The sequence below is a fragment of the Streptomyces sp. NPDC102490 genome, from assembly GCF_044765285.1.
GTDB lineage: Bacteria > Actinomycetota > Actinomycetes > Streptomycetales > Streptomycetaceae > Streptomyces.
The window spans coordinates 449,289-472,316 of the sequence record NZ_JBIWJU010000003.1 but is presented as its reverse complement, the minus strand read 5'-3'; the positions used below and the strand labels follow the sequence as shown (position 1 = coordinate 472,316).

Genomic DNA, 23,028 nt, shown 5'->3' with positions numbered 1-23,028 from the left:
GCGCTTTCGCGACAGCGGTTTTCCCGCTGCCGCACGCGTGATTCCGTTGCCCTTCAGTCCCCTGGGACGCGGGACTTCGGGGCAGCGCCCCGCCACCGGGCGCGCAGCACCGCGCCACCGGCCACCGCCAGACCCACCACCGCCCCGGCGGCGATCACCCGGCCCAGTCCCGATCCGGTCCCGGACACCGGGACGGCCGCCGCTGCCGCCACCACGCCCGCGCCCGCGCAGGCCGCGACCGCCTCGCCCCACACCCGGGCCGTCCCGCGCCCCCACCGCCACGGCCACGTCTCACTGGTCACCAGGTAGGCGACCAGCAGCCCGACCACACAGGCGCCCTCCCAGCGGGCCGGTTCCTCGAAGGCCGCGATCACCACCACGCCCGCCGCCAGCAGCGTCGTGCGGTGGCGCAGCAGCAGGTAGGACCAGACGGCCTCCACCGACGGCCGCCGGTCCAGCGAGGGCGCGGCCCACAGCGCGAAGGCGACGGCGCAGACGAACGGCACCGCCTCCCCGGCCCTCCCCACCGTCGCCCACGGCCGCCACGCCATCACGACCGCCGCCGCCCCCAGCACCCGCACCGGCACCGTGCCGATCCAGTAGCCGAGGTACTCCCGCAGGCCGACCCGCGTGTCCGGCGCCGTCATCGCGCGCGTCCCCTTCCGCCGACCCGCCCGGCCAGCAGCAGCGCCAGCGCCAGGTCCAGTGACTCGCCCTCGGTGTGCCGGAGCACCGGCACACCGCTGTCCCGCAGCGCGAACCGCATCGCGTCCCGCTCCGCGCGCCACAGCCGCAGCCCCAACTCACCTGCCACGTCGCCCGGTTCCACCACCGGGTCGCCGCTCGGAATCTCCACGACGACCGGGCGCCGCCCGCGCGCCTGGAGATCGCGCAGCACCTCCAGCATCCGTGCGTCGCTGAGCGGGGTGAACACGTACACCAGGGCGCCCTCCGGCAGCGCGGGCGGCGGGAGCCGCTCAAGACCGTCGCCGCCGAAGGAGCGGTCCTTGCGGACGTCGAGGACGCTCTCCACGATGCGGTAGAACGCCGCGTCCCCGGTGCCCGGCGCCAGCCACCGGGTGGTGCCGCCGGTCGAGACGACCCCCACCCGGTCGTGGGTGCGCAGATAGGCCCGGGTGAGCCCGGCGGCGGCCCGTACCGTCTCGTCCAGGGACGACAGCCCGGTCACCGGGTCGACCACGTCGCCGAACGCGTCGATCAGCATCACCGTGTCGGCGGCCCGCTCCGCCGCGAACCGGTGCAGCTGCACGGCCCCGCGCCGGGTCGTCGACGGCCAGTGGATGCGCCGCTGCCGCTCCCCGGGCACCCACGGCCCCACCCCGATGACCTCGACGCCCTCCCCGGACTGCGGCGCGGCGTGCTCGCCGAGCCGCTGCGGCAGCCGTACCGGGATCGGCGTGAACCGGGCCTGCGTGGCGCGCGGGAACACGGACACCTCGGCCGCCTCGACGCGCACGGTGCGGCGCACGGTGCCGCCGGGGTCGTACACGTCGACGTCCACCGGACCGAGTGACCAGCGGCCCCAGTGCAGCGCCGTGTGGCGCAGCGTCACCGTGGACGGGCCGACGACGACCTCGTCGAGCCGCAGTCCGGGCCCGAGCGTGACCCCCGGGTCGAGCCGCACGGCGTCCCCGTCGTGGGCCATCGCGATGCGGACGGTGACCGTGTCGCCCTCGAAGCAGCGCCCCGGCTCGACGGTCGTCGACGTCTCCACGCGCCGGGCGTGGGCGCGGGGCAGCGCGAGCGCGAGCAGCACCAGCGGGGCCGCCGCGAGCGCCAGCAGCCACGCCCGGCCGGTGAGCAGCGCGGCGGCCAGCGCCACGACGGCGACGGTCAGCAGCCGCAGCGTGCGCTCGCTCGGACGCGGACCGCCGGGCGGCGGGGGCGGTGGCTGCGTCGGGGCGGTGCGCCCCTCCAGGGCGCGGACCACCGCCGCTCCCGGCCGGGGCGCGGGCGCCGGTGCGGACGCGGTCACGACGGGACGGCGGCCGTACGCCGCGTCGTGGGCGTGCGGACGCCGTCGACGATCTCGCGCAGCACGTCGTCCGTGGACATCTCGCGCACCCACAACTCCGGCCGCAGCGACACCCGGTGGGCCAGCGCGGGCACCGCGAGACCCTTGATGTCCTCCGGGACCACGTAGTCGCGGCCGTCCAGCACGGCACGGGCGCGGGCGAGCTGGACCAGGGCGAGTCCGCCGCGCGGCGAGGCGCCGATGCTGATCTGGGGGTGCTCGCGGGTCGCGCCGACGAGCGCGACGGCGTACTCCAGCAGGTCGTCGTCGATCTCCACCCGCTCCACGACGGCCCGCCACGCCACCACGTCGTCCGGCCCCGCGAGCCGTTCGAGCACGGCCTCCGGCGCGGCCCGGTCGATCCGGGCCCGCAGCATCGCCAGCTCCTCCCGGGCGGTCAGGTACCCCATCCGCACCCGTAGTTGGAACCGGTCGAGCTGGGCCTCGGGCAGCGAGTACGTGCCCTCGTACTCCACCGGGTTGGCCGTCGCGATCACCAGGAACGGGTCGGCGAGCGGCCGGGTCTCGCCGTCCACGGTCACCTGCGACTCGGCCATCGCCTCCAGCAGCGCGGCCTGCGTCTTCGGCGGCGTCCGGTTGATCTCGTCGGCGAGCAGCAGATGCGTGAAGACCGGGCCGGGGTGGAACACCATCTCCCCGGTGCGCTGGTCGTACAGCGGCGTTCCGGTGACGTCGGAGGGCAGCAGGTCGGGCGTGAACTGGATGCGGCGGAAGTCCAGGCCGAGCGTGGTGGCGAAGGACCGCGCCAGGAGCGTCTTGCCGAGTCCCGGCAGGTCCTCGACGAGGACGTGGCCGCCGGCCAGCACGCCCAGCATCACCAGGTCGAGCGCGTCCGGCTTGCCGACGACGGCCCGGCCGATCTCGCGCAGTACGGCACCGGCCTGCTCGCCGACCTGCTCGGCGGTGCGGAGCCGGTTCGTGGAGGGAGTCGTCACGTCGCTTGGTCCTTACCGGTGCGGGGGAGGCGGGTGCGGGGAGTGCTGGAGGTGCTGGGAGCGCTGCGGGTACTGGAGGTGCTGCGGGTGCCGGAGGTGCTGGGCGTGCCGAGTGCTTCGAGCCGGTCGACGAGGCGGCGCAGCACGTCGACGGGGACCCCGCCGTCGGGTCCGGTGCCCGGTGTCACGGGCCCGAGCCACGGCCACAGCTCGGGGCCGATCAACTCGGCGGCCCGCTCGGGCTGGTGCTCCAGGGACACGTGGTGGTGCTCGGCGAGCGCGGCGGCGTACAGGTGGCGCAGCTCGGTCCGCAGCACCGCACGGTAGTAGAGGGCGCCGTCGGGTCCGGTGGACGTGGTCACGTTCCGGCGCCACTCGCCCATGCCGGGCACCCGGGACCGCAACAGCCGTACCTCGTCCCGGTACGCGGAGTCCAGGGCGCCCGCCCCGGTGACGTACCGGGCGACGAGCAGGGCCACGGCGACCAGCAGGGCCACCAGGGCACCGGCCGCCTCGGCGCCGTCGAGGAGCAGGACGAGCAGGAGGCCCGAGCCGGCGACCGCGCCGCCGAGCAGCCCGAGCCGGGGCAGGGTGAGCATCTCCGCTCCCGGGGTCTCCGTCACGGGCCGTCGGTTCACCGCCGTGCCTCCCGACCCGGGTCCCCGTCCCGTTCCCGGAGCAGTGACGCGATCTCCTCCAGGGCGCCGGCCGCGGCTTCCCGGTGTGCGCCGTCCATCGGGTGCGAGGAGTAACGGGCCTCGCGGAAGAGCGCGGTGAGGCGCGGTGCGGCCGGGCCGGGGGCGAAGCCCGCGTCGGCGGCGCGAGTGAGCAGGTCGGCCGGGCTGTCCGAGGCGTGCCGGGGCACACCGGACGCGGCGAGGGCGTCCTCCATCGCCGCGTAACAGGCGATGACGGCCGCCCGGGCGTCGTCACCGGTGTCCGCCAGGGCGCGGCGGCCCGAGTCCACGGCGGACAGGAGCAGCCGCGCGTCGTCGTCCCCCGGCACGGCGCCCGCGCGGTCGGGGCGTTGCGGCACCCTCAACCCGAACCGGCGCAGCCGCCGTACGACGGCCACCACGACGAGCACGACGGCCACCGCGGCCAGCAGCGCGAGCACCAGGTACAGCGGCAGGGAGGAGTGGTCCGTCGCACCGTGCCGCTGCCGGGGCGGGGGAGTGACGAGGGTCGGCGTGGGCACCGGCTCCGTCGCGAGCGGCGGCGGGGGCGGCCCTGTCGTGTCGTCACCGGTGGAGAACCGGTGCAGGACCATGGCGAGGAGGCCGATGCCGCCCGCCGCGGCGAGCAGCAGGGGCGCGGCGATCTCCCGCAGCCGCTCCTCACCGGGTGGCAGCGACCTGCTGTCGGCGCCGAAACGGTGGCGGAGGTTCTGGACGAGCGTCCACGCGCCGAACGTCCAGGCGACGGACGCCCCGATCGCCACGATGCCCCAGTCGCCGAGCGGGCCCCTGCCGGAGTGCAGCAACCCCTCCGCGGGCCGCAGCGCGAGCGCGGCGAGGACCAGTGCCGCGACCACCCCGGCGGCGACCCGCACTCCCGGCGCCGCCCGGTGCGCCGTCCGCTCCCCGCGTTCCATGCCGTGTCCCCCGCCGAACCGTCGCCGCCCCCGAACGCCTGTTCACGGTCATCTTGGCACACGCCGCCCGGTCACTTCCGGGACAGGGTCCGGGCGATCGACGCGACCGTCTCCGGACCCACCCGGCAGCAGCCGCCGACCAGCCGGGCCCCGCGCTCCCGCCAGTCCCGCACCCGCTCGGCCGCGAACGACGAACGCCCCCGCCAGCTCCGCGCCCCCGCGTCCCACGTCTCCCCGCTGTTGGGATAGACGACCACCGGCTTGCCGGTGACGCGCGCGGCGGTCTCCACCGCGCCGGACACGTCCTCGGGGGCACAGCAGTTGACGCCCACCGCGACCACCTCCGCCGCGTCGGCGGCCAGCGCGAAGGCCTCCTCCAACGGCTGCCCGGCGCGCGTACGGTCCCCGGCCACCGTGTACGACAGCCAGGCGGGCACGCCCAGTCCGCGCACCGCCCGCAGCAGTGCCGCCGCCTCCTCGGTGTCCGGGACCGTCTCCAGCGCGAGGACGTCGGGCCGTGCGGCCGCCAGCACCTCCAGGCGGGGGCGGTGGAACCGCTCCAGCTCGCCCGGGCCGAGGCCGTACCGCCCCCGGTACTCCGAGCCGTCCGCGAGCATCGCCCCGTACGAGCCCGCCGACGCCGCCACCCACAGCCGGCGCCCCGGACGGCCCGCCCGCGCCCGGCGGGCGGCCTCCCGCGCCGACTCGACGCTGAGCGCGAGCAGTTCGGCGGCCCGCTCCCGCCCGATGCCGCGCCGGGCGAAGCCCTCGAAGGTGGCCTGGTAGCTGGCCGTGATCGCCACGTCCGCGCCCGCCTCGTAGTAGGCGAGGTGGGCCCGCGTGATCGCCTCGGAGTCCTCGGCGAGCAGCCGGGCCGACCACAGCGCGTCGCCCAGGTCGTGCCCGGCCGCCTCCAGCTGGTTGGACAGCCCGCCGTCGAGCACGAGCGGTCCGGAGGCGAGGGCGTCGGCGAAGTCGCTGGTCATGCCCCCGAGGCTACGACGTGCCCAGCCGCGTTCCGGGACCTTGTCCCCCGAGCGAGCTACAGCCAGGTGTCCACCGTGAGGTGACGATCCGGAGCCGCCGGATCCGTAGCGTCCGGTGCAGCCCGCGGCACTCCGGTCGCGGGCCCGAGAGGGGAGTTCCCGTGAGGTTCGTCTGGCAGTTCCTGGCCGTACTGGCGGCGTACGCCGTCGGCGGCGCCGCCATCAACGCGGTGAAGGACAACGACTGGCTCACCCTGGTCGTCGGTCTCACGGCGGCCGCGCTGGTGCTGTTCGTGTACGGGTGGGTGGTGCGGCGGACCGAGCGCCGCCAGGCCCTGGACGTGGCCCTGGAGGGGGCGGGCACCAAGCTCGGCTGGGGCACGCTGATCGGTGCGGGGATGTTCTCGGCCGTCATCGTGAACCTCTACGCCTCCGGGCACTACGAGGTCGCCGGTCTGGGCTCGGTGCAGGGCGCGATCGGGCTGGTCGGCTTCATGGCCGGGGCCGCCGCGACCGAGGAGGTCGTGTACCGCGGGGTGCTGTTCCGGATCATCGAGGAGCACATCGGCACCTACCTCGCGCTGGGGCTGACCGGCGTGGTGTTCGGGCTCTCGCACCTGCTCAACGAGGACGCCACCCTGTGGGGCGCCGTCGCCATCGCCATCGAGGCCGGGTTCATGCTCGCCGCCGCCTACGCCGCCACCCGCAACCTGTGGCTGACCATCGGCGTGCACTTCGGCTGGAACTTCGCCGCGGGCGGCGTCTTCAGCACCGTCGTCTCCGGCAACGGCGACAGCGAGGGCCTGCTGGACGCCACGATGTCGGGCCCGAAGCTGCTCACCGGCGGCGACTTCGGACCGGAGGGCAGCGTGTACTCGGTGGGCTTCGGGGTGCTGCTGACGCTGGTGTTCCTGTGGCTGGCGCACCGGCGCGGGCACATCGTGCCGTTCGGCTCACGACGGCGTGCCAAGCGTGTCGACTCCGCCGCTACACTGCCCCGGTGATCGATCGCCGCGGGCTCCCGGAGCGGATACCGAAGCTGTGGCGTCGGCTCGACGTCACGGTCCGGGACCTCCCCCTCGGGGTGCTGCTCCTCGTCGCCTCCCTCCTGCCGGCGCTGCGCGGTCAGGGCACGGAGATCGGCGGCCTGCCGACCCGTCCCGCCGACGCCCTGGCCGGGGTGGCGGCCGTTCTTCAGTCCCTCCCCCTGGCCGTGCGCCGGCGGTGGACCCTCCTCTGCCTCGCCCTGGTCTCGCTCGGCTTCGCCCTCGACCAACTGCGCGGCTACCACCTGTTCGCGGGCGCCGCGCTCCCCATCGTGCTGATCAACGCGGGCTCCCACCAGGAGAAGTACCGGCGTGCCACGCAGGTCGCCGCCACCGTGGCGTACGTGGCCATGGCCGTCGGGCTGAACGCGCGCGGCGGCGACGAGACGCTGGTCGAGTACGTGACGTTCTACCTGGTCCTCGCCCTGGCGTGGGGCATCGGAGCCTGGATGCGCTCGGCGCGCGCCGCGGAGGCCGAGCGGCGTGCCCGGGTCGCCGAGGACGCCCGCAGCGCCGAACGCTCCCGCATCGCCCGGGAGTTGCACGACGTCGTGACCCACCACGTGACGGCGATGGTCGTGCAGTCGGAGGCGGCCCGGTACCTGACCGCCGCGCCCGAGCGGCTCGACGAGACGCTGGCCGCCGTCAGCGACACCGGCCGGCGGGCCATCACCGACCTGCGCCACCTGCTCGACCTCCTCAACCCCGACCACGGCACCGCCGAGCCCAGGACGCCGCCCGTCGGCCGGGTGCTCACGCTGGTCGAGCAGACCCGCCGGGCCGGGCAGCCGGTGGAGTTCACCGAGGAGGGCACCCCGGCGGCGGCGACCGGCAGCTCCGACCTCGTGGCCTACCGTGTCGTGCAGGAGGCGCTGACCAACGCCCTCAAGTACGACCACGGCGGCCGGACCTCCGTCCTGGTGCGCCACGGAGAACGGGAGATCACGGTGGAGGTGGGCACGGACGGCTCCGGCACGGGGGCCGCGTCCCCCGGCGGCAGTGGGCGGGGGCTGGCCGGTCTGCGCGAGCGGGTCGACGTGCTGGGCGGCGAGTTCAGCGCGGACCGGGCCAAGGACGGCGGCTTCGTCGTCCGGGCCCGGATACCCGGGGGAAGCGGGGGGAGCACGGTATGAGCGCGCCGGTCCGGGTCGTGATCTGCGACGACCAGGCACTGATCCGCACCGGTCTGTCGACCATCGTCGACGCCCAGCCCGACCTGGAGGTGGTCGGCGAGTGCGGGGACGGGCGGACCGGGGTCGACCTGGCCCGCGAACTGCGCCCGGACGTCGTGGTGATGGACATCCGCATGCCGGTGCTCGACGGCCTGGAGGCCACCCGCCTGCTGGCCGGTGCCGGGGTGGAACACCCCGTCAAGGTGCTCGTGGTGACGACGTTCAACCTCGACGAGTACGTCTACGAGGCGCTGCGCGCGGGCGCCAGCGGCTTCCTGCTCAAGGACGCGCCGCCGGACCGGCTGCTGCACGGCATCCGCACCGTGGCCATGGGCGCGGCACTGCTCGACCCGGACGTGACGCGCCGCCTCGTCGGCCGGTACGCGGCCCGGATCCGCCCCGCCGAGGGCACCGTCCGGGACATCCCGCTCACCCCCCGGGAGATGGAGGTGCTGCGCCTCATCGCGGACGGCCTGTCCAACAGCGAGATCGCCGCGGCCCTGGTGATCAGCCCCGAGACCGTCAAGACGTTCGTCTCCCGCATCCTGACCAAACTCGACCTGCGCGACCGCGTCCAGGCGGTCGTCTTCGCCTACCGCCACGGGCTGGTCACCTGACGCCCGGCTTCGGGCCGCTCAGTCCTGCAACCGGCTGCGCAGCTGCGACAGACGCCGGTCGAAACGGAGGTTGTACCAGGTCATCCAGCTCATGAACACGACGGCCAGGCCGAGCATCAGGCTCCCGGAGCCGACCGAACCCGAGGCGAACCACAGGGCCGACGTGCCGAAGAAGATGAGGGCCAGCGTCGGGAACGCCCACCAGCGGTTGCGCCGCAGCCGCTCCTGGCGCGAGTCGACCAGCGCCGCCATCGCCCGCCGCCGCTCGGGGTCCCGGGGCGCCGGCCCGCCCTTGAGGATCTGCCGCTCCATGCCGGGCACGTCCGCCGGTTCCGCACCGACCGCTCCCGCGTCGCGCACCCGCCGACGGCGCACCCACCACACGATCCAGGCGGCGGCCGGCACCGCGCCCACCACCGCCGACGGCCACGCCGACGCCCCGTTCATGAGCAGCCGTACCCCGACGCCCACGACCAGCGCGGCCGCACCGATGGCCCAGAGCCTGTCCTGCCACCGCGGCCGCGGACGGTCGTCGCCTCTGGCTGCGCTCGCCATGTCACCTCTCCTGGGGAAGACGGGGAAGTCCGGTGCGGACCGGATACCCCCGAACCTCCGGAACACTTCGGCCGCGGCCGAAGCAACGGGCCCCTAGCGTGCGGGACATGAACGACACGAACACCGTCACCGCACCCGCACCCGCCGACGCCGTCACCGGCATGGTCGACCACGTCCTGGCCCTGGCCGCCACCTGGACCCGCTGGGACGGCACGCCCGCACACGTCGACGGCCGCGTCTACACCCCGCACAAGGCGGTCCGGCGGGTCGCCGACCACCTGGTCGACCACCTCGCGGAGCTGGAGGCCCGCCTGGCGGGCGAGGAGACGCAGCCCGACCACTGGCACGCCTCCCTGGTCACCACCGACGCGGACCGCGCGCCCTTCACCGCCGAGGACCTCGACGAGGCCCGCAGCCGCCTCACCCGGCTCGCCCGGATCTGGGCCAACCGTCTCGACGCGCTCACCGGCGAACAGCTCGACCACTCGCCCGGCGAGGGCTGGAGCTTCCGCGAACTCGCCGCGCACCTCGCGGAATCCGCGTACTACGCCGACGCGGTGGGTGACCTGTCGTGACCGCCTTCGCCGCCCTGCACCGCGCCGGTGCACCCCTGCTGCTGCCGTGCGCCTGGGACCACGCCTCCGCGCTCGCCCTCGCGGGGCGGGGCTTCGACGCCGTCGGCACGACCAGCCTCGGCGTCGCGGCGGCGGGCGGACTGCCCGACGGGGCGTCGGCGACCCGCGACGAGACCCTGCGGCTGGCGCTCACCCTCGGCACGGCACCCTTCCTGCTCTCCGTCGACGCGGAGGACGGCTTCAGCGACGACCCGGACCGGGTGGGGGAGTTCGCACGGGAGCTGGCGGCGGTCGGCGCCGTCGGGATCAACCTGGAGGACGCCCTCGGACCCGCGGACCGGCACGCCGCGAAGATCGCCGCCGTCCGCTCGGCCGCCCCCGGCCTGTTCGTCAACGCCCGTACGGACACGTACTGGTCGGGCGACGGCGACCCCGCGGAGACGCTGCGGCGCCTGACGGCCTACCGCGAGGCCGGTGCCCACGGCGTCTTTGTCCCCGGGCTCACCGACCCCGCCCGCATCGCCGCCCTCGCCGCCCACTTCGACGTCCCCCTCAACGTCCTGTACACGCCCACGGGCCCCACCCTCGCCCACCTCGCCGACCTCGGCGTCCGCCGCGTCAGCCTCGGCTCACTGCTCTACCGCCGCGCGCTGGGCGCCGCCCTGGAAACGGCCACCACCATCCGCGCGGGCCGCACCCCGGAGGGCGCGACACCCACGTACGACGAGGTACGCGCGCTGAGCTGACCCTATGCGCGCGGCCAGTTCTCCAGGGCCACGTGCAGGGCGTCGACGACCTTGTCCCAGGACGCCTGGACGTCGCGTGGTGCGCCGAAGCCGCCGGACGCCTCCAGGGCGCAGTAGCCGTGGAAGGTGGAGCGCAGCAGGCGTACCGCGTCGGTGAGGTCGGGCTCGGTCAGGCCGTAGGCGCGCAGCATGCCGTGGGTGATCTCGGCGGTGCGGCGCAGGGCCGGGGAGTCGGTGACGAGGGACTGGTCGACGCGGATCTGGGTGGCGGCGTAGCGTCCGGGGTGGCGCAGGGCGTACGCCCGGTAGGCCCCCGCGAAGGCGGCCAGCGCCTCCTTCCCGGCCCGGCCGGCCACCGCCCCGGCGATCTCCTCGATCAGCTCGCCGCCGGCCAGCAGCGCGACCCGGACGCGCAGGTCCTGGAGATTGCGCACGTGCGTGTACAGGCTGGCGTCCTTCACCCCGAAGTGCCGGGCGAGCGCGGAGACGGTGACCGCCTCGAACCCGGAGGTGTCGGCGAGGTCGGCGGCCGCGGCGACGACGCGGTCCGTGGTGAGACCCACTCGGGGCATGGGCCACCTTCCTGCAACCTAGGGCTTCTAGGTTTCATGCTAGGGCAGGACGGGCGGCAGTCGCGGATCACCCGCAAGTCGTTCAACGTTCATCTTCCCCGCCGATTCTCCTCGGAGCCGCGCACGGCGGCGGTCTTCGGGAGGAACACGCATGGGGCAGGGACACGGACACGGACACACCCACGGGCACGCCCACGAGCACGACGCCGCGCCGGACCTGCCCGCCGCCTTCGACACCGGCGTCCCCGACGAGGCCCTGAGCCCCGCACAGCAGTCGCGCCGCGGCCTGCTGCGCCGCGCCGGTCTGCTCGGCGCCGGACTGGCCGCCGGCACCGTCCTCGCCCAGACCGCCACCGCCGCCCCCGCACGCGCCGCGGGCAACGGCCGCCGCGGCAAGGGCTTCCTCTGGCTGGCCGGTGACCACCACATCCACACCCAGTACAGCAGCGACGGCAAGTACCGCGTCGTCGACCAGGTCCGCCAGGGCGCCCGGCACGGCATGGACTGGCTGGTCATCACCGACCACGGCAGCGCCACCCACGCCAAGATCGGCGTGGAGAAGGTCAACCCGGACATCCGCGAGGCCCGCGACGCCCACGAGGACACCCTCGTCTTCCAGGGCCTGGAGTGGAACATCCCGGCCGCCGAGCACGGCACCGTCTTCGTCCACCCCGGCAAGCACGAGGTCTCCGTCCTCAAGCAGTTCGAGACCGACTACGACGGCGGCGTCAAGGGCGCCACCGACTCCACCCCCGCCAACGAGGCCCTCGCCATCGCCGGACTCTCCTTCCTCGCCGACCAGGTCAGGCGGCGCAAGGTCAAGGACGCCCTGATGCTCGCCAACCACCCGGCGCGCAAGGGCATCGACTCCCCGCACGAGATCCGCGCCTGGCGCGACGCCACCTCCCGCGGCCACCAGATCGCCGTCGGCTTCGAAGGCGCACCCGGCCACCAGGCGGGCGGACTGGCGAAGCCCCTCGGACCGGGCGGCGCCCGCGGCATCTACGACGGCAGCCCGAGCGCCAACTCCTTCGCCGGCTACCCCCTGGAGAGCTACCGCACCTGGGGCGGCTTCGACTGGATGACCGCCACCGTCGGCGGCCTGTGGGACAGCCTCATCGCCGAGGGCCGCCCCTGGTGGATCACCGCCAACTCCGACTCCCACCAGGTCTACGCCGACACCGGCGCCCGCGGCGGCGGCGACTTCAACGCCGACGGCCGCTACGACGACCCGGTCTACGCCGGGCAGATCGACATCACCCAGAACGACTACTGGCCCGGCCAGTACAGCCGCACCCACGTCGGCTCCGACGGCTTCTCCTACGCCGCCGTCATGGACGGCATCCGCGCCGGCCGCGTCTGGGTCGACCACGGGCAGCTCGTCAGCGGCCTCGACGTCCGCGTCTCCGGCGGCGGCCGCTGGGCCACGCTCGGCGGCGCCCTGCACGTCCGCAAGGGCACCCGGGTCACCCTGTCCCTCGACATCGCCCTGGCCGGCGGCCCCAACTGGGCGGGCTTCGTCCCGAAGCTGGCCCGCGTGGACGTCATCCAGGGCGACGTGACCGGACCCGCCACCGACAAGGACGCCTTCACCGCGCCGACCGCCCGGGTCGTCAAGTCGTACGAGGTGACCGAGGCGAATACGGACACCGGCACCGTCCGCCTCACCTACGACCTCGGCCGCGTCGACCACCCCGTCTACCTCCGCACCCGCGGCACCGACGGCAACCGGTCCGCCGTCGGCGCGCTGGGCGCCCAGGTCGACCCGGCCGGTCCCGCCATCGACGTGGTGGGCGACGCCGACCCGTGGCGCGACCTGTGGTTTTACTCCAACCCGGTCTGGGTCCTGCCGTCGTGACACCGCCCGCCGCGCCCCACGTCCTCGGCGTCGACACCGACGCGACGACCCTGCGCGAGGCCGACCGCCTGCTCCGGGCGCTGGCGGCCGAACTCGCCCTCCCCGAGGGTGTCTTCGGCTGCACGCACCTGGTGCGGGACGGCCGCCCGCGGGTCGCGCTGTCCCTCGCCGCCGCGGCGGAGCCGGTCCTGCGCACCGCCCGGGACCGGCTCACCGCCCGCGGCTACGAGGTCCGCGACGGCGCCTGGGACGACAACGGCCGTGCCGTCCTCTTCCCCGGCGCGGCCGCCCTCACCGGCACCCTGACGCTCGCCGAGCTGCTCGCCCGCTCCGCGATCGACCGGGTGACCGTCCTCGGCACCCCGGACGAGCCCGCCCCGCACACCCGGCTGGTCACCCGCGACCACGTCCGCCCGCACTGGCAGGACGGCCGCCTCGTGCTGGCCGCCATGCCCGCGGCCGGCGGCGCCCTGGTCCCCTTCGAGGACCCCGACCCGACACCCTGCTGCGCCGACCACTGACCCGGCCAGGACCCGAGCGGCGCGGGGTGCTCAGCCCGCGAGCACCCCGCGCACGAACGCGTTGGTGAACTTGCCCGCCGGGTCGAGCGCCCCGGTCAGCGCCCGGAAATCGGCCAGCCGCGGGTACAGCGCGCGCAGCTCGCCCGCCGGGACGGTGAACACCTTCCCCCAGTGCGGGCGGGCCGCGAACGGCGCGAGCGCCTCCTCCAGCCGCCGCACCACCGGCAGCACCGCCGCCGTGTCCTCGACCCAGGTGAAGTGCGCCGCCACGGTGTCCCGGCCGTAGGACGGGCTCAGCCACTGCTCGTCGGCGGCGACCGTGCGGATCTCGCAGGTCTGGAGCACCGGCGCGAGCGTCTCCCGTATCGCGTCCATCGCGTGCAGGGCGGCCAGGGCGTGCTCCCGGGGCATCAGGTACTCCGACTGAAGCTCGGCGCCGCTGCTGGGGGTGAACTCGGCCCGGAAGTGCGGCAGCCGCTCGTGCCAGGGCCCCGGCACCCCGAACTGCTCCGTGCAGTTGACCGCGGGCATGCCCGGCACCGGGTGCATCTTCTCGGCGGCCGGCGCCGCGTACGGGAAGCCGTCCAGCGGCCGGTCGGTGCGGCGCTTGAGCCACACCTGCCGGAAACCGGGCGCCCGCCAGTCGGTGAACAGGCTCACGCTGTACGCCGCCGCCATCACCGTCTCGAACGTCGCCGTGTCGAGGCCGGCCAGCGGCAGCTCGGTGAAGACGTGCTGCTCCACCTCGTAGGCCGGCTCCAGGTCGAGCGTGAGCGAGGTCACCACGCCCAGCGCGCCGAGCGAGGTCACCGCCCCGCCGAACCGCTCGTCGCCCCGCGCGATCACCACGGTCGAACCGTCCGCCGCGACCAGTTCCACCTCGCGCACCACCGACGCCAGCGAACCGTTGCCCACCCCGGAGCCGTGCGTGCCGGTCGCCACCGACCCGGCGACCGAGATGTGCGGCAGCGAGGCCATGTTCGGCAGCGCCAGGCCCCGCGCGTGCACCAGCCGGGCCAGCTCCGCGTACCGCACCCCGCCGCCGACCCGCACCGTACGGGCCGCGGTGTCCACGTCCACCACGGACGGCAGGTCGGCCAGCGACAGCAGGGCGCCCCCGTCACCCGGCTCGGCGATCTCGTTGAAGGAGTGCCCGCTGCCCAGCACCCGCACCCTGGCGCTGTCCGCCACCAGGGTCCGCAGGGCGTCCAGGGAGTGCGGCCGGAGCAGCTCCTTGGCGGTGTACGTGATGTTGCCGGCCCAGTTGGTCACCGTGACGTCGCTCATAGCGCGGAAACCTACCCGGCGCGTCTGGAGGGGCCCCGCGCGGGAAGCCGCTCCCGCGGGGGCATACCGTGAGAAGTCGAACGCCGGACCCGGGAGGAGACACGGGATGGACAGCCGTACCGCGCTGGTCGAGGATCTGATGGAGCGGTTCCCGCACGTACCGCGCGAGGCCGTCTTCAAGGAGGACCTGCTGCGCGGCGGCGTCGCCTTCGACCCCTCGGCGCTCAGCGACAACGAGTCCGGCGAGGTCAAGCCGAAGTCGTACTTCATCTTCTCCTTCGACCACGGCACCCTGCCCGAGCTGGGCGAGGCCGCGCTGCGCCGCCCGCCCGAGGAGATCATCCTCACCGGCGGCCCCTACGACCTGCGCCGCACCGTCGTCTCGGTCCGGGTGAACCCGGCCTCGCCCTACCGGGTCGCCGCGGACGACGACGGTGTCCTCGGCCTCTACCTCGACGGCAGGCGGATCGCCGACGTCGGCGTGCCGCCCATGCCCGAGTACTACCGGCACAAGCTCTCCAACGGGAAGTCGGTCATGGAGGTGGCCCCGACCATCCAGTGGGGCTACCTGATCTACCTGACCGCGTTCCGCGTCTGCCAGTACTTCGGCGCCAAGGAGGAGTGCCAGTACTGCGACATCAACCACAACTGGCGCCAGCACAAGGCGGCCGGACGGCCCTACACGGGCGTCAAGGACGTCGACGAGGTCCTGGAGGCGCTGGAGATCATCGACAAGTACGACACCGCGAAGATCTCCACCGCGTACACCCTCACCGGCGGCGCGATCACCTCGAAGGTCCAAGGGCTGGACGAGGCCGACTTCTACGGGCGGTACGCCAAGGCCATCGAGGAGCACTTCCCCGGCCGCTGGATCGGCAAGGTCGTCGCCCAGGCCCTGCCCAAGCCGGACGTCCAGCGCTTCAAGGACTACGGCGTGCAGATCTACCACCCCAACTTCGAGGTGTGGGACGAGTACCTGTTCAAGATGTACTGCCCCGGCAAGGAGCGCTACGTCGGCCGCGACGAATGGCACCGGCGCATCCTGGACTCCACCGAGGTCTTCGGCGCGCGCAACGTCATCCCCAACTTCGTCGCGGGCGTGGAGATGGCCGAGCCCTTCGGCTTCAAGACCGTCGACGAGGCCATCGCCTCCACCACCGAGGGCCTGCGCTTCTTCATGTCGCACGGCATCACGCCCCGGTTCACCACCTGGTGCCCCGAGCCCACCACCCCGCTCGGCAAGACCAACCCCGACGGCGCCCCGCTGGAGTACCACATCCGCCTGCTCCAGGCGTACCGCCAGACCATGGAGGACTTCGGCCTCTCCTCGCCCCCCGGCTACGGCCCGCCCGGCGCCGGCAACGCGGTCTTCTCGGTCAGCTCCTTCATGGACAGCCTGCCGGCGGACGCGCCCGTGGAGGTGTGAGCGGAGGGTCCGCGGTTATTCGGTGGCGCGCTCCCCGAGCGCGCCACTAAGGTGACGGATGTTCGAGCGGCGGCCGCGACGGCCGCCCACAGGGGTTCTTTCGAGGAGGTGTCGACCATGGCTGTCACTGTGACGGGCGCTGCCCGCATCCAGGAGCCCATCGAGTCCACCTCCTTGGCCGCCGGCTGATCTCAGCCGCTCCCTGAGATCCCGCGTCGGGGCCGCACCCCGAAGGGTCACCCCCTTGTCTTCCGCGTCCTCCACCTCCGACCGCTCCGCCCTGTCCACCTACGGCTGGGACGACGACTGGGCCGACGCGTTCGCGCCGTACGTCGCCCAAGGGCTGCTGCCCGGCCGCGTCGTCCGGGTCGACCGCGGGCAGTGCGACGTCGTCACCGCGGACGGCGTGCTGCGCGCCGACACCGCGTTCGTCACCCCGCACGACCCGCTGCGCGTCGTCTGCACCGGCGACTGGGTCGCCGTCGAACCGGACGGCAACCCGCGCTACGTACGCGCGTATCTGCCGCGCCGTACCGCCTTCGTCCGCTCCACCTCGTCCAAGCGGTCCGAGGGGCAGATCCTCGCGGCCAACGTCGACCACGCGATCGTCGCCGTGTCGCTCGCGGTCGAGCTGGACCTCGCCCGGATCGAACGGTTCCTCGCCCTCGCCTGGGAATCGGGGGCCCAGCCCCTGGTCGTCCTCACCAAGGCCGACCTCGTGCCCGACCCGGTGACCCTGGCGTACCTCGTCCAGGACGTGGAGACCGCCGCGCCCGGCGTGCCGGTGCTGGCCGTCAGCGCCGAGCAGGGCGAGGGGCTCGACGTGCTCGCCGCCGTCGTCTCCGGCGGCACCGCCGTGCTGCTCGGGCAGTCCGGCGCCGGCAAGTCCACCCTCGCCAACGCGCTGCTCGGCGAGGACGTCATGGACATCCAGGCCATCCGGGACGTCGACGGCAAGGGCCGGCACACCACCACCACCCGCAACCTCCTCGCCCTGCCCGGTGGCGGCGTGCTGATCGACACCCCCGGGCTGCGGGGCGTCGGGCTCTTCGACGCGGGCAGCGGGGTGGACCAGGTGTTCGCCGAGATCGCGGAGCTGGCCGAGCAGTGCCGGTTCCACGACTGCGCCCACGAGAGCGAGCCGGGCTGCGCCGTCCTCGCCGCCATCGACAGCGGCGAACTGCCCGAGCGGCGGCTGGAGAGCTACCGCAAGCTGATGCGGGAGAACCAGCGCATCGTCGCCAAGACCGACGCCCGGGTGCGGGCCGAGATCCGCAAGGAGTGGAAGCGCCGGGGCGCCCTCGGCAAGGCGGCGATGGAGGCCAAGAGGGGCGGCCTGCGGTAGCCCACCGGCCCCCAACGCGATGTCCGATTTCCGCCAGCCCGGTCCTCCGGTCTGGCGGAGACTGGACAGCGTGACACAGACAGCGCGGACAGCGGAGCACGAGAAGACGCACGAGGACGTCCGGTACGAGGCCGTGCGCAGCCGGGACGCCCGGTTCGACGGCGCGTTCTTCTTCGCCGTCGAGACGACCGGCATCTACTGCCGGCCCAGCTGCCCCGCGGTCACCCCGAAGCGGCGCAACGTGCGGTTCTTCGCGACGGCCGCCGCCGCGCAGGGCTCGGGCTTCCGGGCCTGCCGGCGGTGCCGCCCCGACGCCGTGCCGGGCTCCGCGGACTGGAACGTCCGCGCCGACGTCGTCGGCCGGGCCATGCGGCTGATCGGCGACGGCGTCGTCGACCGCGAGGGCGTCGCCGGACTCGCCGGCCGGCTCGGCTACAGCGCCCGCCAGGTGCAGCGGCAGCTCACCGCCGAGGTGGGCGCCGGACCCGTGGCCCTCGCCCGCGCCCAGCGGGCCCACACCGCCCGCGTCCTGCTCCAGACCACCGGCCTGCCGGTCACCGAGATCGCCTTCGCGTCCGGGTTCGCCAGCGTGCGGCAGTTCAACGACACGATCCGGGCCGTGTACGCCGCCACCCCGAGCGAGCTGCGCGCCGCCGCCCCGGCCCGCGACCGGGCCGCCCGGCGCGCCGCCACCCCGACCGCCGGTGTCCCGCTGCGCCTCGCCCACCGGGGCCCCTACCAGCCCGGCCCCGTCTTCGACCTGCTCCAGCGGGAGGCCGTCGCCGGCGTCGAGGAGGTCAGCGGCGAGACCGGCCACCGCGTCTACCGGCGCACCCTGCGCCTGCCGTACGGCACCGGGATCGTCGCCGTCCAGGAACGGCCGGGACCGCCCGGCACCGGCACCAACGCCGGCACCGGCAGCGGCGGCTGGCTGGAGGCCCGCCTGCACCTCACCGACCTGCGCGACCTGACCACCTCCGTACAGCGGCTGCGGCGGCTGTTCGACCTCGACGCCGATCCGTACGCCGTCGATGAGCGGCTCGGCGCCGACCCCCGGCTCGCCCCGCTGGTCGCCGCCCGCCCGGGACTGCGCTCACCGGGCACCGCCGACCCCGACGAACTGGCGGTGCGGGCCCTGGTGGGGCGCGCGGAGGCCGAGCGGCTCGTCCAGCGGTACGGCAAGGTGCTCGACGCGCCCTGCGGCACCCTCACCCACCTCTTCCCCGAACCGGCCGTCCTCGCCGAGGCCGCGCCGCACGGCACCCCGGGCGCGCTGGCCGCCGCCCTCGCCGACGGCGCCGTACGCCTGGACCCGGGCGCCGACCGGGACGACGCCGAGCGCGCCCTGCTCGCCGTGCCCGGACTGGACGCCCGTACCGTCGCCGTCGTGCGCACCCGCGCCCTCGGCGACCCGGACGTCGCGCCGCCCGGCCCCGCCGTCCCCGACACCTGGCGCCCCTGGCGCTCGTACGCACTGAACCACCTGCGCGCAGCAGGAGAGTGGGAGAACGACCGATGACGATCCCGACCTACTGGTACGAGCTGGACAGCCCCGTCGGGCGGCTGCTCCTCACCGCCGCCCCCGACGGTGCGCTCACCTCCCTCTCCGTGCCCGGGCAGAAGGGCGGCCGGAGCGTCCAGGACGGCTGGCGGCACGACGCCGGTCCCTTCCGGGCGGCCGAGGAGCAGCTCGGCGCCTACTTCGCCGGGGAGCTGACCGGGTTCCGGCTGCCGCTGCGCGCCGAGGGCACCGCCTTCCGGGAGCGGGTGTGGGCCGCCCTGGACGAGGTGCCCTACGGGGTGACCACCACCTACGGCGAGATCGCCGCCCGCGTCGGGGCCTCGCGCCCGGCGGTGCGCGCGGTCGGCGGTGCGATCGGCGCCAACCCGCTGCTGATCCTGCGCCCGTGCCACCGGGTGATCGGCGCCGACGGCTCGCTGACCGGGTACGCGGGCGGCCTGGAACGCAAGACGCGGCTGCTGTCGCTGGAGGGCGCCCGGCTCAGCCGGCCAGTACCGCTCCCAGCCACGCCCCGGTGATCAGCAGGCACGCGAACAGCTCGGCCAGCAGGTCGGCGCCGCCCTGGCGCATCGCCGTCCGCAGCGACGCCATCGCCTCGCCGTGCCGCCCGAGCCGCAGCCGCTCGGCGAGGTAGATGCCGCCCATGAAGCCCGGGATCGCGCCGAGCACGGGGACCAGGACGAAGCCGAGGACGGCGCCCGCGCCCGCGTAGGCCGTCAGCCGGCGCATGGCCTGGTCCCGGCGTCTCCTGCGGGTCGGCAGCGCCCAGCGCACCGCCCGCGACAGCAGCAGCACGACGGTGGCGCCGACCAGGACCGCCCACGCGAGCGGCCGCGGGTCCTTCAGCGCCCACCACAGGACCCCGGCCCACACCAGCCACGACCCGGGCATGCCGGGCAGCAGGACGCCGCACAGCCCGAGCACGATGACCAGGCCGGCCAGCAGGAGGTCTCCCGCTCCCATCTGTCCAGGGTGCAGGACGGCGGCACGGTCCGCAGAAGTCCGGCCCGGGGCTCCTCAGTGCTTTCTGGCCACCCACTCCCTTTCATAGGCATGCCAGCCCAGTTGGAGGCGGGTGGTGACCCCGGTCAGCTCCATCAGGCGCTTCACCCGCCGCTGCACGGTCCGCAGGCCCAGATCGAGCTGCTTGGCGACGCTCGCGTCGGTCAGTCCGGCGAGCAGCAGGGACAGGATTTCCAGGTCGGTGCCGTCGGGGGCGTCCGGGCCGTGCTCGCTCACACCGGAACCGCCCAGGCGCAGCGGCAGGGCGTCCCGCCACACCGCCTCGAACAGCCCCGAGAGCAGTTCGAGCAGGCCGCTGGCGTGCACGACCAGCGCGGCGGGCTCCGAGGAGTGCGCGGTGAGCGGCACCAGGGCGAGCGAGCGGTCCGCGACGACCAGCTTGGTCGGCACCCGGTCCACGACCCTTACCTGCTCGTCGCGGCCCAGCGCGGCGGTCAGCTCGGTGACGCCCGACGGCAGGTCGAGGACCGACCGCTCGACCACCACCCGGTAGCGGACCCCGCGCCCGGTGGCCTGCTCCTCCGCGTCGTTCTCCATGCCGGTGACGGCCACCGGCTTGTCGGTGACCAGCGCGCACACCTCCTCGCTCGCGCCGAGCTGGAGCTGGAGGAAGCGCTGGGCGACGGCCGCGGCGCCGGTCACCACCTCCACCAGGTCGTGCACCGCGGGCTCGGCCGCCGCCGCCCGGTACTCCTCCGCCAGCAGCGCCGCCGCCAGTTCCGCCCGCTCCAGCTCGTGCCGCTGCTGGGTGAGCAGGGCGCCCAGCGCGACGCCGGGCGGGGCCGCGACCCAGCGTCCCGGGCGGGCCGAGGACTGGGCGGCCAGCCCGTTCTGCTCCAGGCGGCGCAGCGCGCGCTCGGTGTCCTGCTCGCCGAGCGCCAGCCGCCGCGCCAGATCGGGCACGTCGGCAGCGCCCACCGACACCAGCGCCCGGTACGCCGCCTCGTGCGTGTCCTCCAGCCCCAGCACTCCCAGCATCGGGCGTCTCCCCTCCCCGAGAACCATGATCAGCACCAGCCGCGGGGAGCCTCTGTGGCGGAAAACGGCCACGGCGCAAACCCGCCTGCGGACATCATCGCCGTAGTGCCGGGCACTCTGCCAAGGTGGCGTCGCCGGGCGGTCCTCCCGTGGGGGGTGGGGCCGCCCGGCCACCCACCTCACAGGACTGTTCGACGCGTCCCCCGACACGCCGCCCGGCGCACGCCGGTCCGCCCGAATTTCCCGATGCCCCGTTTTCATCCGGCTGAGTCGGTGGACAATCAGGAGCATGAGTCAGCAGGGGGGAAGGCCCACCGGTCCCACTGATCCCGAGGACGACTGGTGGGGGCAGCTGTACGACGACTCCACCGACGACACCGGCCCCACGGCCGCACCCGATTCCCTGGACGACCGCTTCGCCTCGGCGTCGGACACGGTGGCCCGCGGACCGGACCCCGGCACCGGCGATACGACGCCCCCGCCCCTGCCGGACCCGGCCCCGCCCGCACCCGGGCAGCCGTGGTGGTCCCGGCCGCAGCCCACCGTCCCCGGCCCCCGCACCGCGGAACCCGACGCCGACGCCCCACACGCCAGCGCCCCGCCCCGGCCCGGGGCTCCGTGGGAGCCGCCGCCCGCGGTGCCGACCGGGCCGGTGAGCTTTCCGCAGGGGAGGCCGGGGGAGGAGCGGGCCGGTGCCGTGGCGGACGGGCAGACCTCCGGTGTGCAGGAGCCCGCCCCGTCCCGGCCCGGGGCTCCGTGGGAGCCGCCGTCGGCGGCACCGGCCGGGCCGGTGACTTTCCCCGAGGGGCGGCCGGGGGGCGAGCAGCCCGGTGTCGTGGCGGCTGGACAGTCCTCCGGTGCGGAGGGGCCCGCCTCGCCCCCGCAGTCGGGTGGACGTCGGGACGACGCCCCGCCCCGGCCCGGGGTTCCGTGGGAGCCGCCGCCCGCGGTGCCGACCGGGCCGGTGAGCTTTCCGCAGGGGAGGCCGGGGGAGGAGCGGGCCGGTGAGGGTGGGTCCGCGTCGGCTCCGGGGTCCGGTGGGCGCCGTCGGGGTGGGGGGCCGCGTGGGCTGACCACCTCGGGGAGCGGTGCCGCCGACCTCAGCGAGCCGCCCGAGGCGGGCCCGCCGCCCCGGGCCGTGACCGACCTGCCCCCGCTCCCGCCGCCGTTCCTCCCCTCGCCGGACCGTGACGCCTACGTCGGCACCGGGCCGCCCACCTACGACGCCGAGCCCACCGCCCTGCCGCCCGCCGACCCCGACGGGCTCGACGGGCTGGTCCCGGACACCGTGCTGGAGGGCGCCCGGTACGGGACGTGCACGCTGCGGGCCGGCTCGGTGCGCGGGGACTCCGCGCGGTACCGGGGCGAGCCACGGCGCGACGCGCTGCTGGTCGCCCGGTTCGGCACCGGTGAGCAGGCGCTGGTCCTGGTGGCCATGGCGACCGGCGCCCGCGCCACCGCCGGCGCGCACCGGGCGGCGGCCGAGGTGTGCCGGTGGATCGGACGGGCCGTGGGCCGCAGCCACGCCCGGCTCGCCGAGGACCTGCGGGCCGCCCGGCGCGGCGACCTCAAGTCCGGCCTGCACCGCCTCACCGACCGCAGCCTCGGCCGGCTCCGGGCCGGCGCCGCCGAACAGGGCCTCGCCCCGGACGAGTACGCGGCCACCCTGCGCTGCCTGCTGCTGCCCGCCGACCCCGACTGCCGCACCCGGGTCTTCTTCGGCGTCGGCGCGGGCGGACTGTTCCGGCTGCGCGACGGCGCCTGGCAGGACATGGAGCCGGACGCCGGTGAGGTCACCGGTGCGCCCGTCCTCGGCTTCGGCTCCGCACCCAGGAACACGTCCGGGAGCGCGCCCGGGGGCGCGCCCGGCGGCACCCCCGCCGACGCGCCGAGCGAGACGCCCGAGGGCGACCGGCTCACCATGGACCTCGGCATCACCACGCCCCCCGGCCCGTACGACGGCCCGCCCGCCGAGCCGCCCCGCGAACCCTTCCGCTTCCGGGCCTCCGTAGCCCGCCCGGGTGATGTGCTCCTGATGTGCACCACGGGCCTCGCCGAGCCGCTGCTGAACGAGCCCCGGCTGGGCGAACTCCTCGCCCGCCGATGGGCGGGCCGCCCCGCGCCCGGCCTGGGGGAGTTCTTCGCCGACAGCGGCGTGCGGGTCAAGGGGTACGCGGACGACCGTACGGCCGCCGCCGTTTGGGAGGCGTGAGA

Annotated in this window: 23 protein-coding genes; 12 read left to right on the top strand and 11 right to left on the bottom strand. The window is 75.1% G+C overall.

Translation table 11 applies throughout. The annotated features are described in order from the left end of the window. Nucleotides 1–53 precede the first annotated feature (53 nt). The 6 genes from ACIRGB_RS08730 to mmuM all read right to left on the bottom strand — a co-directional run bounded on the left by ACIRGB_RS08730 (nt 54) and on the right by mmuM (nt 5,571). Complete coding sequence (locus ACIRGB_RS08730) at nt 54–647, bottom strand: hypothetical protein (RefSeq protein ID WP_403860328.1); 594 nt, start codon at nt 645–647, stop codon at nt 54–56. Beyond that, the gene (locus ACIRGB_RS08725) at nt 644–1,996 is read right to left on the bottom strand and encodes a DUF58 domain-containing protein (RefSeq protein ID WP_403860325.1); all 1,353 of its coding nucleotides are present in this window, start codon (nt 1,994–1,996) and stop codon (nt 644–646) included. Before ACIRGB_RS08725 ends, ACIRGB_RS08730 begins: the two co-directional genes overlap by 4 nt. Next, the gene (locus tag ACIRGB_RS08720) at nt 1,993–2,991 is read right to left on the bottom strand and encodes an AAA family ATPase (protein ID WP_403860322.1); all 999 of its coding nucleotides are present in this window, start codon (nt 2,989–2,991) and stop codon (nt 1,993–1,995) included. Before ACIRGB_RS08720 ends, ACIRGB_RS08725 begins: the two co-directional genes overlap by 4 nt. Further along, nucleotides 2,988–3,614, bottom strand: a complete 627-nt coding sequence (locus ACIRGB_RS08715) for a hypothetical protein (protein WP_403860319.1) — start codon at nt 3,612–3,614, stop codon at nt 2,988–2,990. The genes ACIRGB_RS08720 and ACIRGB_RS08715 overlap by 4 nt, the downstream gene beginning before the upstream one ends. Nucleotides 3,615–3,625: 11 nt before the next feature. Next, nucleotides 3,626–4,585, bottom strand: a complete 960-nt coding sequence (locus ACIRGB_RS08710) for a DUF4129 domain-containing protein (RefSeq protein WP_403860316.1) — start codon at nt 4,583–4,585, stop codon at nt 3,626–3,628. A 71-nt stretch (nt 4,586–4,656) separates the two neighbouring features. Further along, nucleotides 4,657–5,571, bottom strand: coding sequence for a homocysteine S-methyltransferase (gene mmuM / locus ACIRGB_RS08705; RefSeq protein WP_403860313.1), 915 nt, complete (start codon nt 5,569–5,571; stop codon nt 4,657–4,659). 161 nt (nt 5,572–5,732) lie between these two features. Here mmuM and ACIRGB_RS08700 point away from each other — a divergent pair, with 161 nt between their 5' ends. Genes ACIRGB_RS08700 through ACIRGB_RS08690 form a run of 3 tightly spaced genes read left to right on the top strand, consistent with a single transcriptional unit; the run spans nt 5,733 to nt 8,406 of the window. Next, nucleotides 5,733–6,575 carry a lysostaphin resistance A-like protein gene (locus tag ACIRGB_RS08700; protein ID WP_403860310.1) on the top strand — a complete coding sequence of 281 codons (843 nt, stop codon included), beginning with the start codon at nt 5,733–5,735 and terminating at the stop codon, nt 6,573–6,575. After that, nucleotides 6,572–7,750 carry a sensor histidine kinase gene (locus tag ACIRGB_RS08695; RefSeq protein ID WP_403860307.1) on the top strand — a complete coding sequence of 393 codons (1,179 nt, stop codon included), beginning with the start codon at nt 6,572–6,574 and terminating at the stop codon, nt 7,748–7,750. The genes ACIRGB_RS08700 and ACIRGB_RS08695 overlap by 4 nt, the downstream gene beginning before the upstream one ends. After that, a complete protein-coding gene (locus ACIRGB_RS08690; protein ID WP_059298426.1) occupies nt 7,747–8,406 on the top strand; it encodes a response regulator transcription factor in 660 nt (219 codons plus the stop codon). Before ACIRGB_RS08695 ends, ACIRGB_RS08690 begins: the two co-directional genes overlap by 4 nt. A gap of 18 nt (nt 8,407–8,424) precedes the next feature. Here ACIRGB_RS08690 and ACIRGB_RS08685 read toward each other — a convergent pair whose 3' ends face one another. Continuing rightward, nucleotides 8,425–8,961 carry a hypothetical protein gene (locus ACIRGB_RS08685; RefSeq protein ID WP_403860304.1) on the bottom strand — a complete coding sequence of 179 codons (537 nt, stop codon included), beginning with the start codon at nt 8,959–8,961 and terminating at the stop codon, nt 8,425–8,427. A 107-nt stretch (nt 8,962–9,068) separates the two neighbouring features. On the opposite strand from ACIRGB_RS08685, the gene ACIRGB_RS08680 reads away from it, so the two are divergent. Both ACIRGB_RS08680 and ACIRGB_RS08675 read left to right on the top strand, forming a co-directional pair. Next, nucleotides 9,069–9,536, top strand: coding sequence for a hypothetical protein (locus ACIRGB_RS08680; RefSeq protein WP_403860301.1), 468 nt, complete (start codon nt 9,069–9,071; stop codon nt 9,534–9,536). Then, entirely contained in the window at nt 9,533–10,282 is a 750-nt protein-coding gene (locus ACIRGB_RS08675; protein ID WP_403860299.1) for an isocitrate lyase/phosphoenolpyruvate mutase family protein, read from the top strand. Before ACIRGB_RS08680 ends, ACIRGB_RS08675 begins: the two co-directional genes overlap by 4 nt. A 2-nt stretch (nt 10,283–10,284) precedes the next feature. On the opposite strand, the gene ACIRGB_RS08670 is transcribed toward ACIRGB_RS08675, so the two are convergent. Next, complete coding sequence (locus ACIRGB_RS08670) at nt 10,285–10,854, bottom strand: TetR-like C-terminal domain-containing protein (RefSeq protein ID WP_403860296.1); 570 nt, start codon at nt 10,852–10,854, stop codon at nt 10,285–10,287. Nucleotides 10,855–11,005: 151 nt separating this feature from the next. Here ACIRGB_RS08670 and ACIRGB_RS08665 point away from each other — a divergent pair, with 151 nt between their 5' ends. Both ACIRGB_RS08665 and ACIRGB_RS08660 read left to right on the top strand, forming a co-directional pair. Then, nucleotides 11,006–12,712 carry a PHP domain-containing protein gene (locus ACIRGB_RS08665; RefSeq protein WP_403860293.1) on the top strand — a complete coding sequence of 569 codons (1,707 nt, stop codon included), beginning with the start codon at nt 11,006–11,008 and terminating at the stop codon, nt 12,710–12,712. Continuing rightward, nucleotides 12,709–13,233, top strand: coding sequence for a hypothetical protein (locus ACIRGB_RS08660; protein ID WP_403860290.1), 525 nt, complete (start codon nt 12,709–12,711; stop codon nt 13,231–13,233). The genes ACIRGB_RS08665 and ACIRGB_RS08660 overlap by 4 nt, the downstream gene beginning before the upstream one ends. A 30-nt stretch (nt 13,234–13,263) precedes the next feature. Here the strand turns inward: ACIRGB_RS08660 and aldO are convergent, their stop codons facing one another. Then, nucleotides 13,264–14,520 (bottom strand): alditol oxidase, encoded by a 1,257-nt coding sequence (gene aldO / locus ACIRGB_RS08655; protein ID WP_403860287.1) that lies wholly within the window; start codon nt 14,518–14,520, stop codon nt 13,264–13,266. A 106-nt stretch (nt 14,521–14,626) separates the two neighbouring features. Between aldO and ACIRGB_RS08650 the strand changes: the two genes are divergently transcribed. The 4 genes from ACIRGB_RS08650 to ACIRGB_RS08635 all read left to right on the top strand — a co-directional run bounded on the left by ACIRGB_RS08650 (nt 14,627) and on the right by ACIRGB_RS08635 (nt 19,331). Next, a complete protein-coding gene (locus ACIRGB_RS08650) occupies nt 14,627–15,946 on the top strand; it encodes a radical SAM protein (protein WP_403860284.1) in 1,320 nt (439 codons plus the stop codon). Nucleotides 15,947–16,190: 244 nt separating this feature from the next. Beyond that, complete coding sequence (gene rsgA / locus ACIRGB_RS08645; RefSeq protein WP_403860281.1) at nt 16,191–17,291, top strand: ribosome small subunit-dependent GTPase A; 1,101 nt, start codon at nt 16,191–16,193, stop codon at nt 17,289–17,291. A gap of 19 nt (nt 17,292–17,310) precedes the next feature. After that, nucleotides 17,311–18,810, top strand: coding sequence for a DNA-3-methyladenine glycosylase 2 family protein (locus ACIRGB_RS08640; RefSeq protein ID WP_403860278.1), 1,500 nt, complete (start codon nt 17,311–17,313; stop codon nt 18,808–18,810). Next, the gene (locus ACIRGB_RS08635) at nt 18,807–19,331 is read left to right on the top strand and encodes a methylated-DNA--[protein]-cysteine S-methyltransferase (RefSeq protein WP_403860276.1); all 525 of its coding nucleotides are present in this window, start codon (nt 18,807–18,809) and stop codon (nt 19,329–19,331) included. The genes ACIRGB_RS08640 and ACIRGB_RS08635 overlap by 4 nt, the downstream gene beginning before the upstream one ends. Here the strand turns inward: ACIRGB_RS08635 and ACIRGB_RS08630 are convergent. Both ACIRGB_RS08630 and ACIRGB_RS08625 read right to left on the bottom strand, forming a co-directional pair. Next, the gene (locus tag ACIRGB_RS08630; RefSeq protein WP_403860273.1) at nt 19,294–19,776 is read right to left on the bottom strand and encodes a DUF456 domain-containing protein; all 483 of its coding nucleotides are present in this window, start codon (nt 19,774–19,776) and stop codon (nt 19,294–19,296) included. The genes ACIRGB_RS08635 and ACIRGB_RS08630 overlap by 38 nt on opposite strands. 54 nt (nt 19,777–19,830) lie before the next feature. Continuing rightward, nucleotides 19,831–20,814: a helix-turn-helix domain-containing protein gene (locus tag ACIRGB_RS08625; protein ID WP_403860270.1), complete on the bottom strand. Its 984-nt coding sequence runs from the start codon at nt 20,812–20,814 to the stop codon at nt 19,831–19,833. Nucleotides 20,815–21,103: 289 nt separating this feature from the next. Here ACIRGB_RS08625 and ACIRGB_RS08620 point away from each other — a divergent pair, with 289 nt between their 5' ends. Further along, nucleotides 21,104–23,026: a protein phosphatase 2C domain-containing protein gene (locus ACIRGB_RS08620; RefSeq protein WP_403860267.1), complete on the top strand. Its 1,923-nt coding sequence runs from the start codon at nt 21,104–21,106 to the stop codon at nt 23,024–23,026. Nucleotides 23,027–23,028 lie beyond the last annotated feature (2 nt).

What these genes read in the sequence shown, in the direction of transcription:
- ACIRGB_RS08680 (WP_403860301.1), top strand. Translation starts at nt 9,069, where the DNA reads ATGAACGACACGAACACCGTCACCGCACCCGCACCCGCCGACGCCGTC.
- ACIRGB_RS08670 (WP_403860296.1), bottom strand. Translation starts at nt 10,854, where the DNA reads ATGCCCCGAGTGGGTCTCACCACGGACCGCGTCGTCGCCGCGGCCGCC.
- ACIRGB_RS08685 (WP_403860304.1), bottom strand. Translation starts at nt 8,961, where the DNA reads ATGGCGAGCGCAGCCAGAGGCGACGACCGTCCGCGGCCGCGGTGGCAG.
- ACIRGB_RS08665 (WP_403860293.1), top strand. Translation starts at nt 11,006, where the DNA reads ATGGGGCAGGGACACGGACACGGACACACCCACGGGCACGCCCACGAG.
- ACIRGB_RS08690 (WP_059298426.1), top strand. Translation starts at nt 7,747, where the DNA reads ATGAGCGCGCCGGTCCGGGTCGTGATCTGCGACGACCAGGCACTGATC.
- ACIRGB_RS08650 (WP_403860284.1), top strand. Translation starts at nt 14,627, where the DNA reads ATGGACAGCCGTACCGCGCTGGTCGAGGATCTGATGGAGCGGTTCCCG.
- ACIRGB_RS08710 (WP_403860316.1), bottom strand. Translation starts at nt 4,585, where the DNA reads ATGGAACGCGGGGAGCGGACGGCGCACCGGGCGGCGCCGGGAGTGCGG.
- ACIRGB_RS08630 (WP_403860273.1), bottom strand. Translation starts at nt 19,776, where the DNA reads ATGGGAGCGGGAGACCTCCTGCTGGCCGGCCTGGTCATCGTGCTCGGG.
- ACIRGB_RS08730 (WP_403860328.1), bottom strand. Translation starts at nt 647, where the DNA reads ATGACGGCGCCGGACACGCGGGTCGGCCTGCGGGAGTACCTCGGCTAC.
- ACIRGB_RS08625 (WP_403860270.1), bottom strand. Translation starts at nt 20,814, where the DNA reads ATGCTGGGAGTGCTGGGGCTGGAGGACACGCACGAGGCGGCGTACCGG.
- mmuM (WP_403860313.1), bottom strand. Translation starts at nt 5,571, where the DNA reads ATGACCAGCGACTTCGCCGACGCCCTCGCCTCCGGACCGCTCGTGCTC.
- ACIRGB_RS08640 (WP_403860278.1), top strand. Translation starts at nt 17,311, where the DNA reads ATGTCCGATTTCCGCCAGCCCGGTCCTCCGGTCTGGCGGAGACTGGAC.
- ACIRGB_RS08635 (WP_403860276.1), top strand. Translation starts at nt 18,807, where the DNA reads ATGACGATCCCGACCTACTGGTACGAGCTGGACAGCCCCGTCGGGCGG.
- ACIRGB_RS08620 (WP_403860267.1), top strand. Translation starts at nt 21,104, where the DNA reads ATGAGTCAGCAGGGGGGAAGGCCCACCGGTCCCACTGATCCCGAGGAC.
- aldO (WP_403860287.1), bottom strand. Translation starts at nt 14,520, where the DNA reads ATGAGCGACGTCACGGTGACCAACTGGGCCGGCAACATCACGTACACC.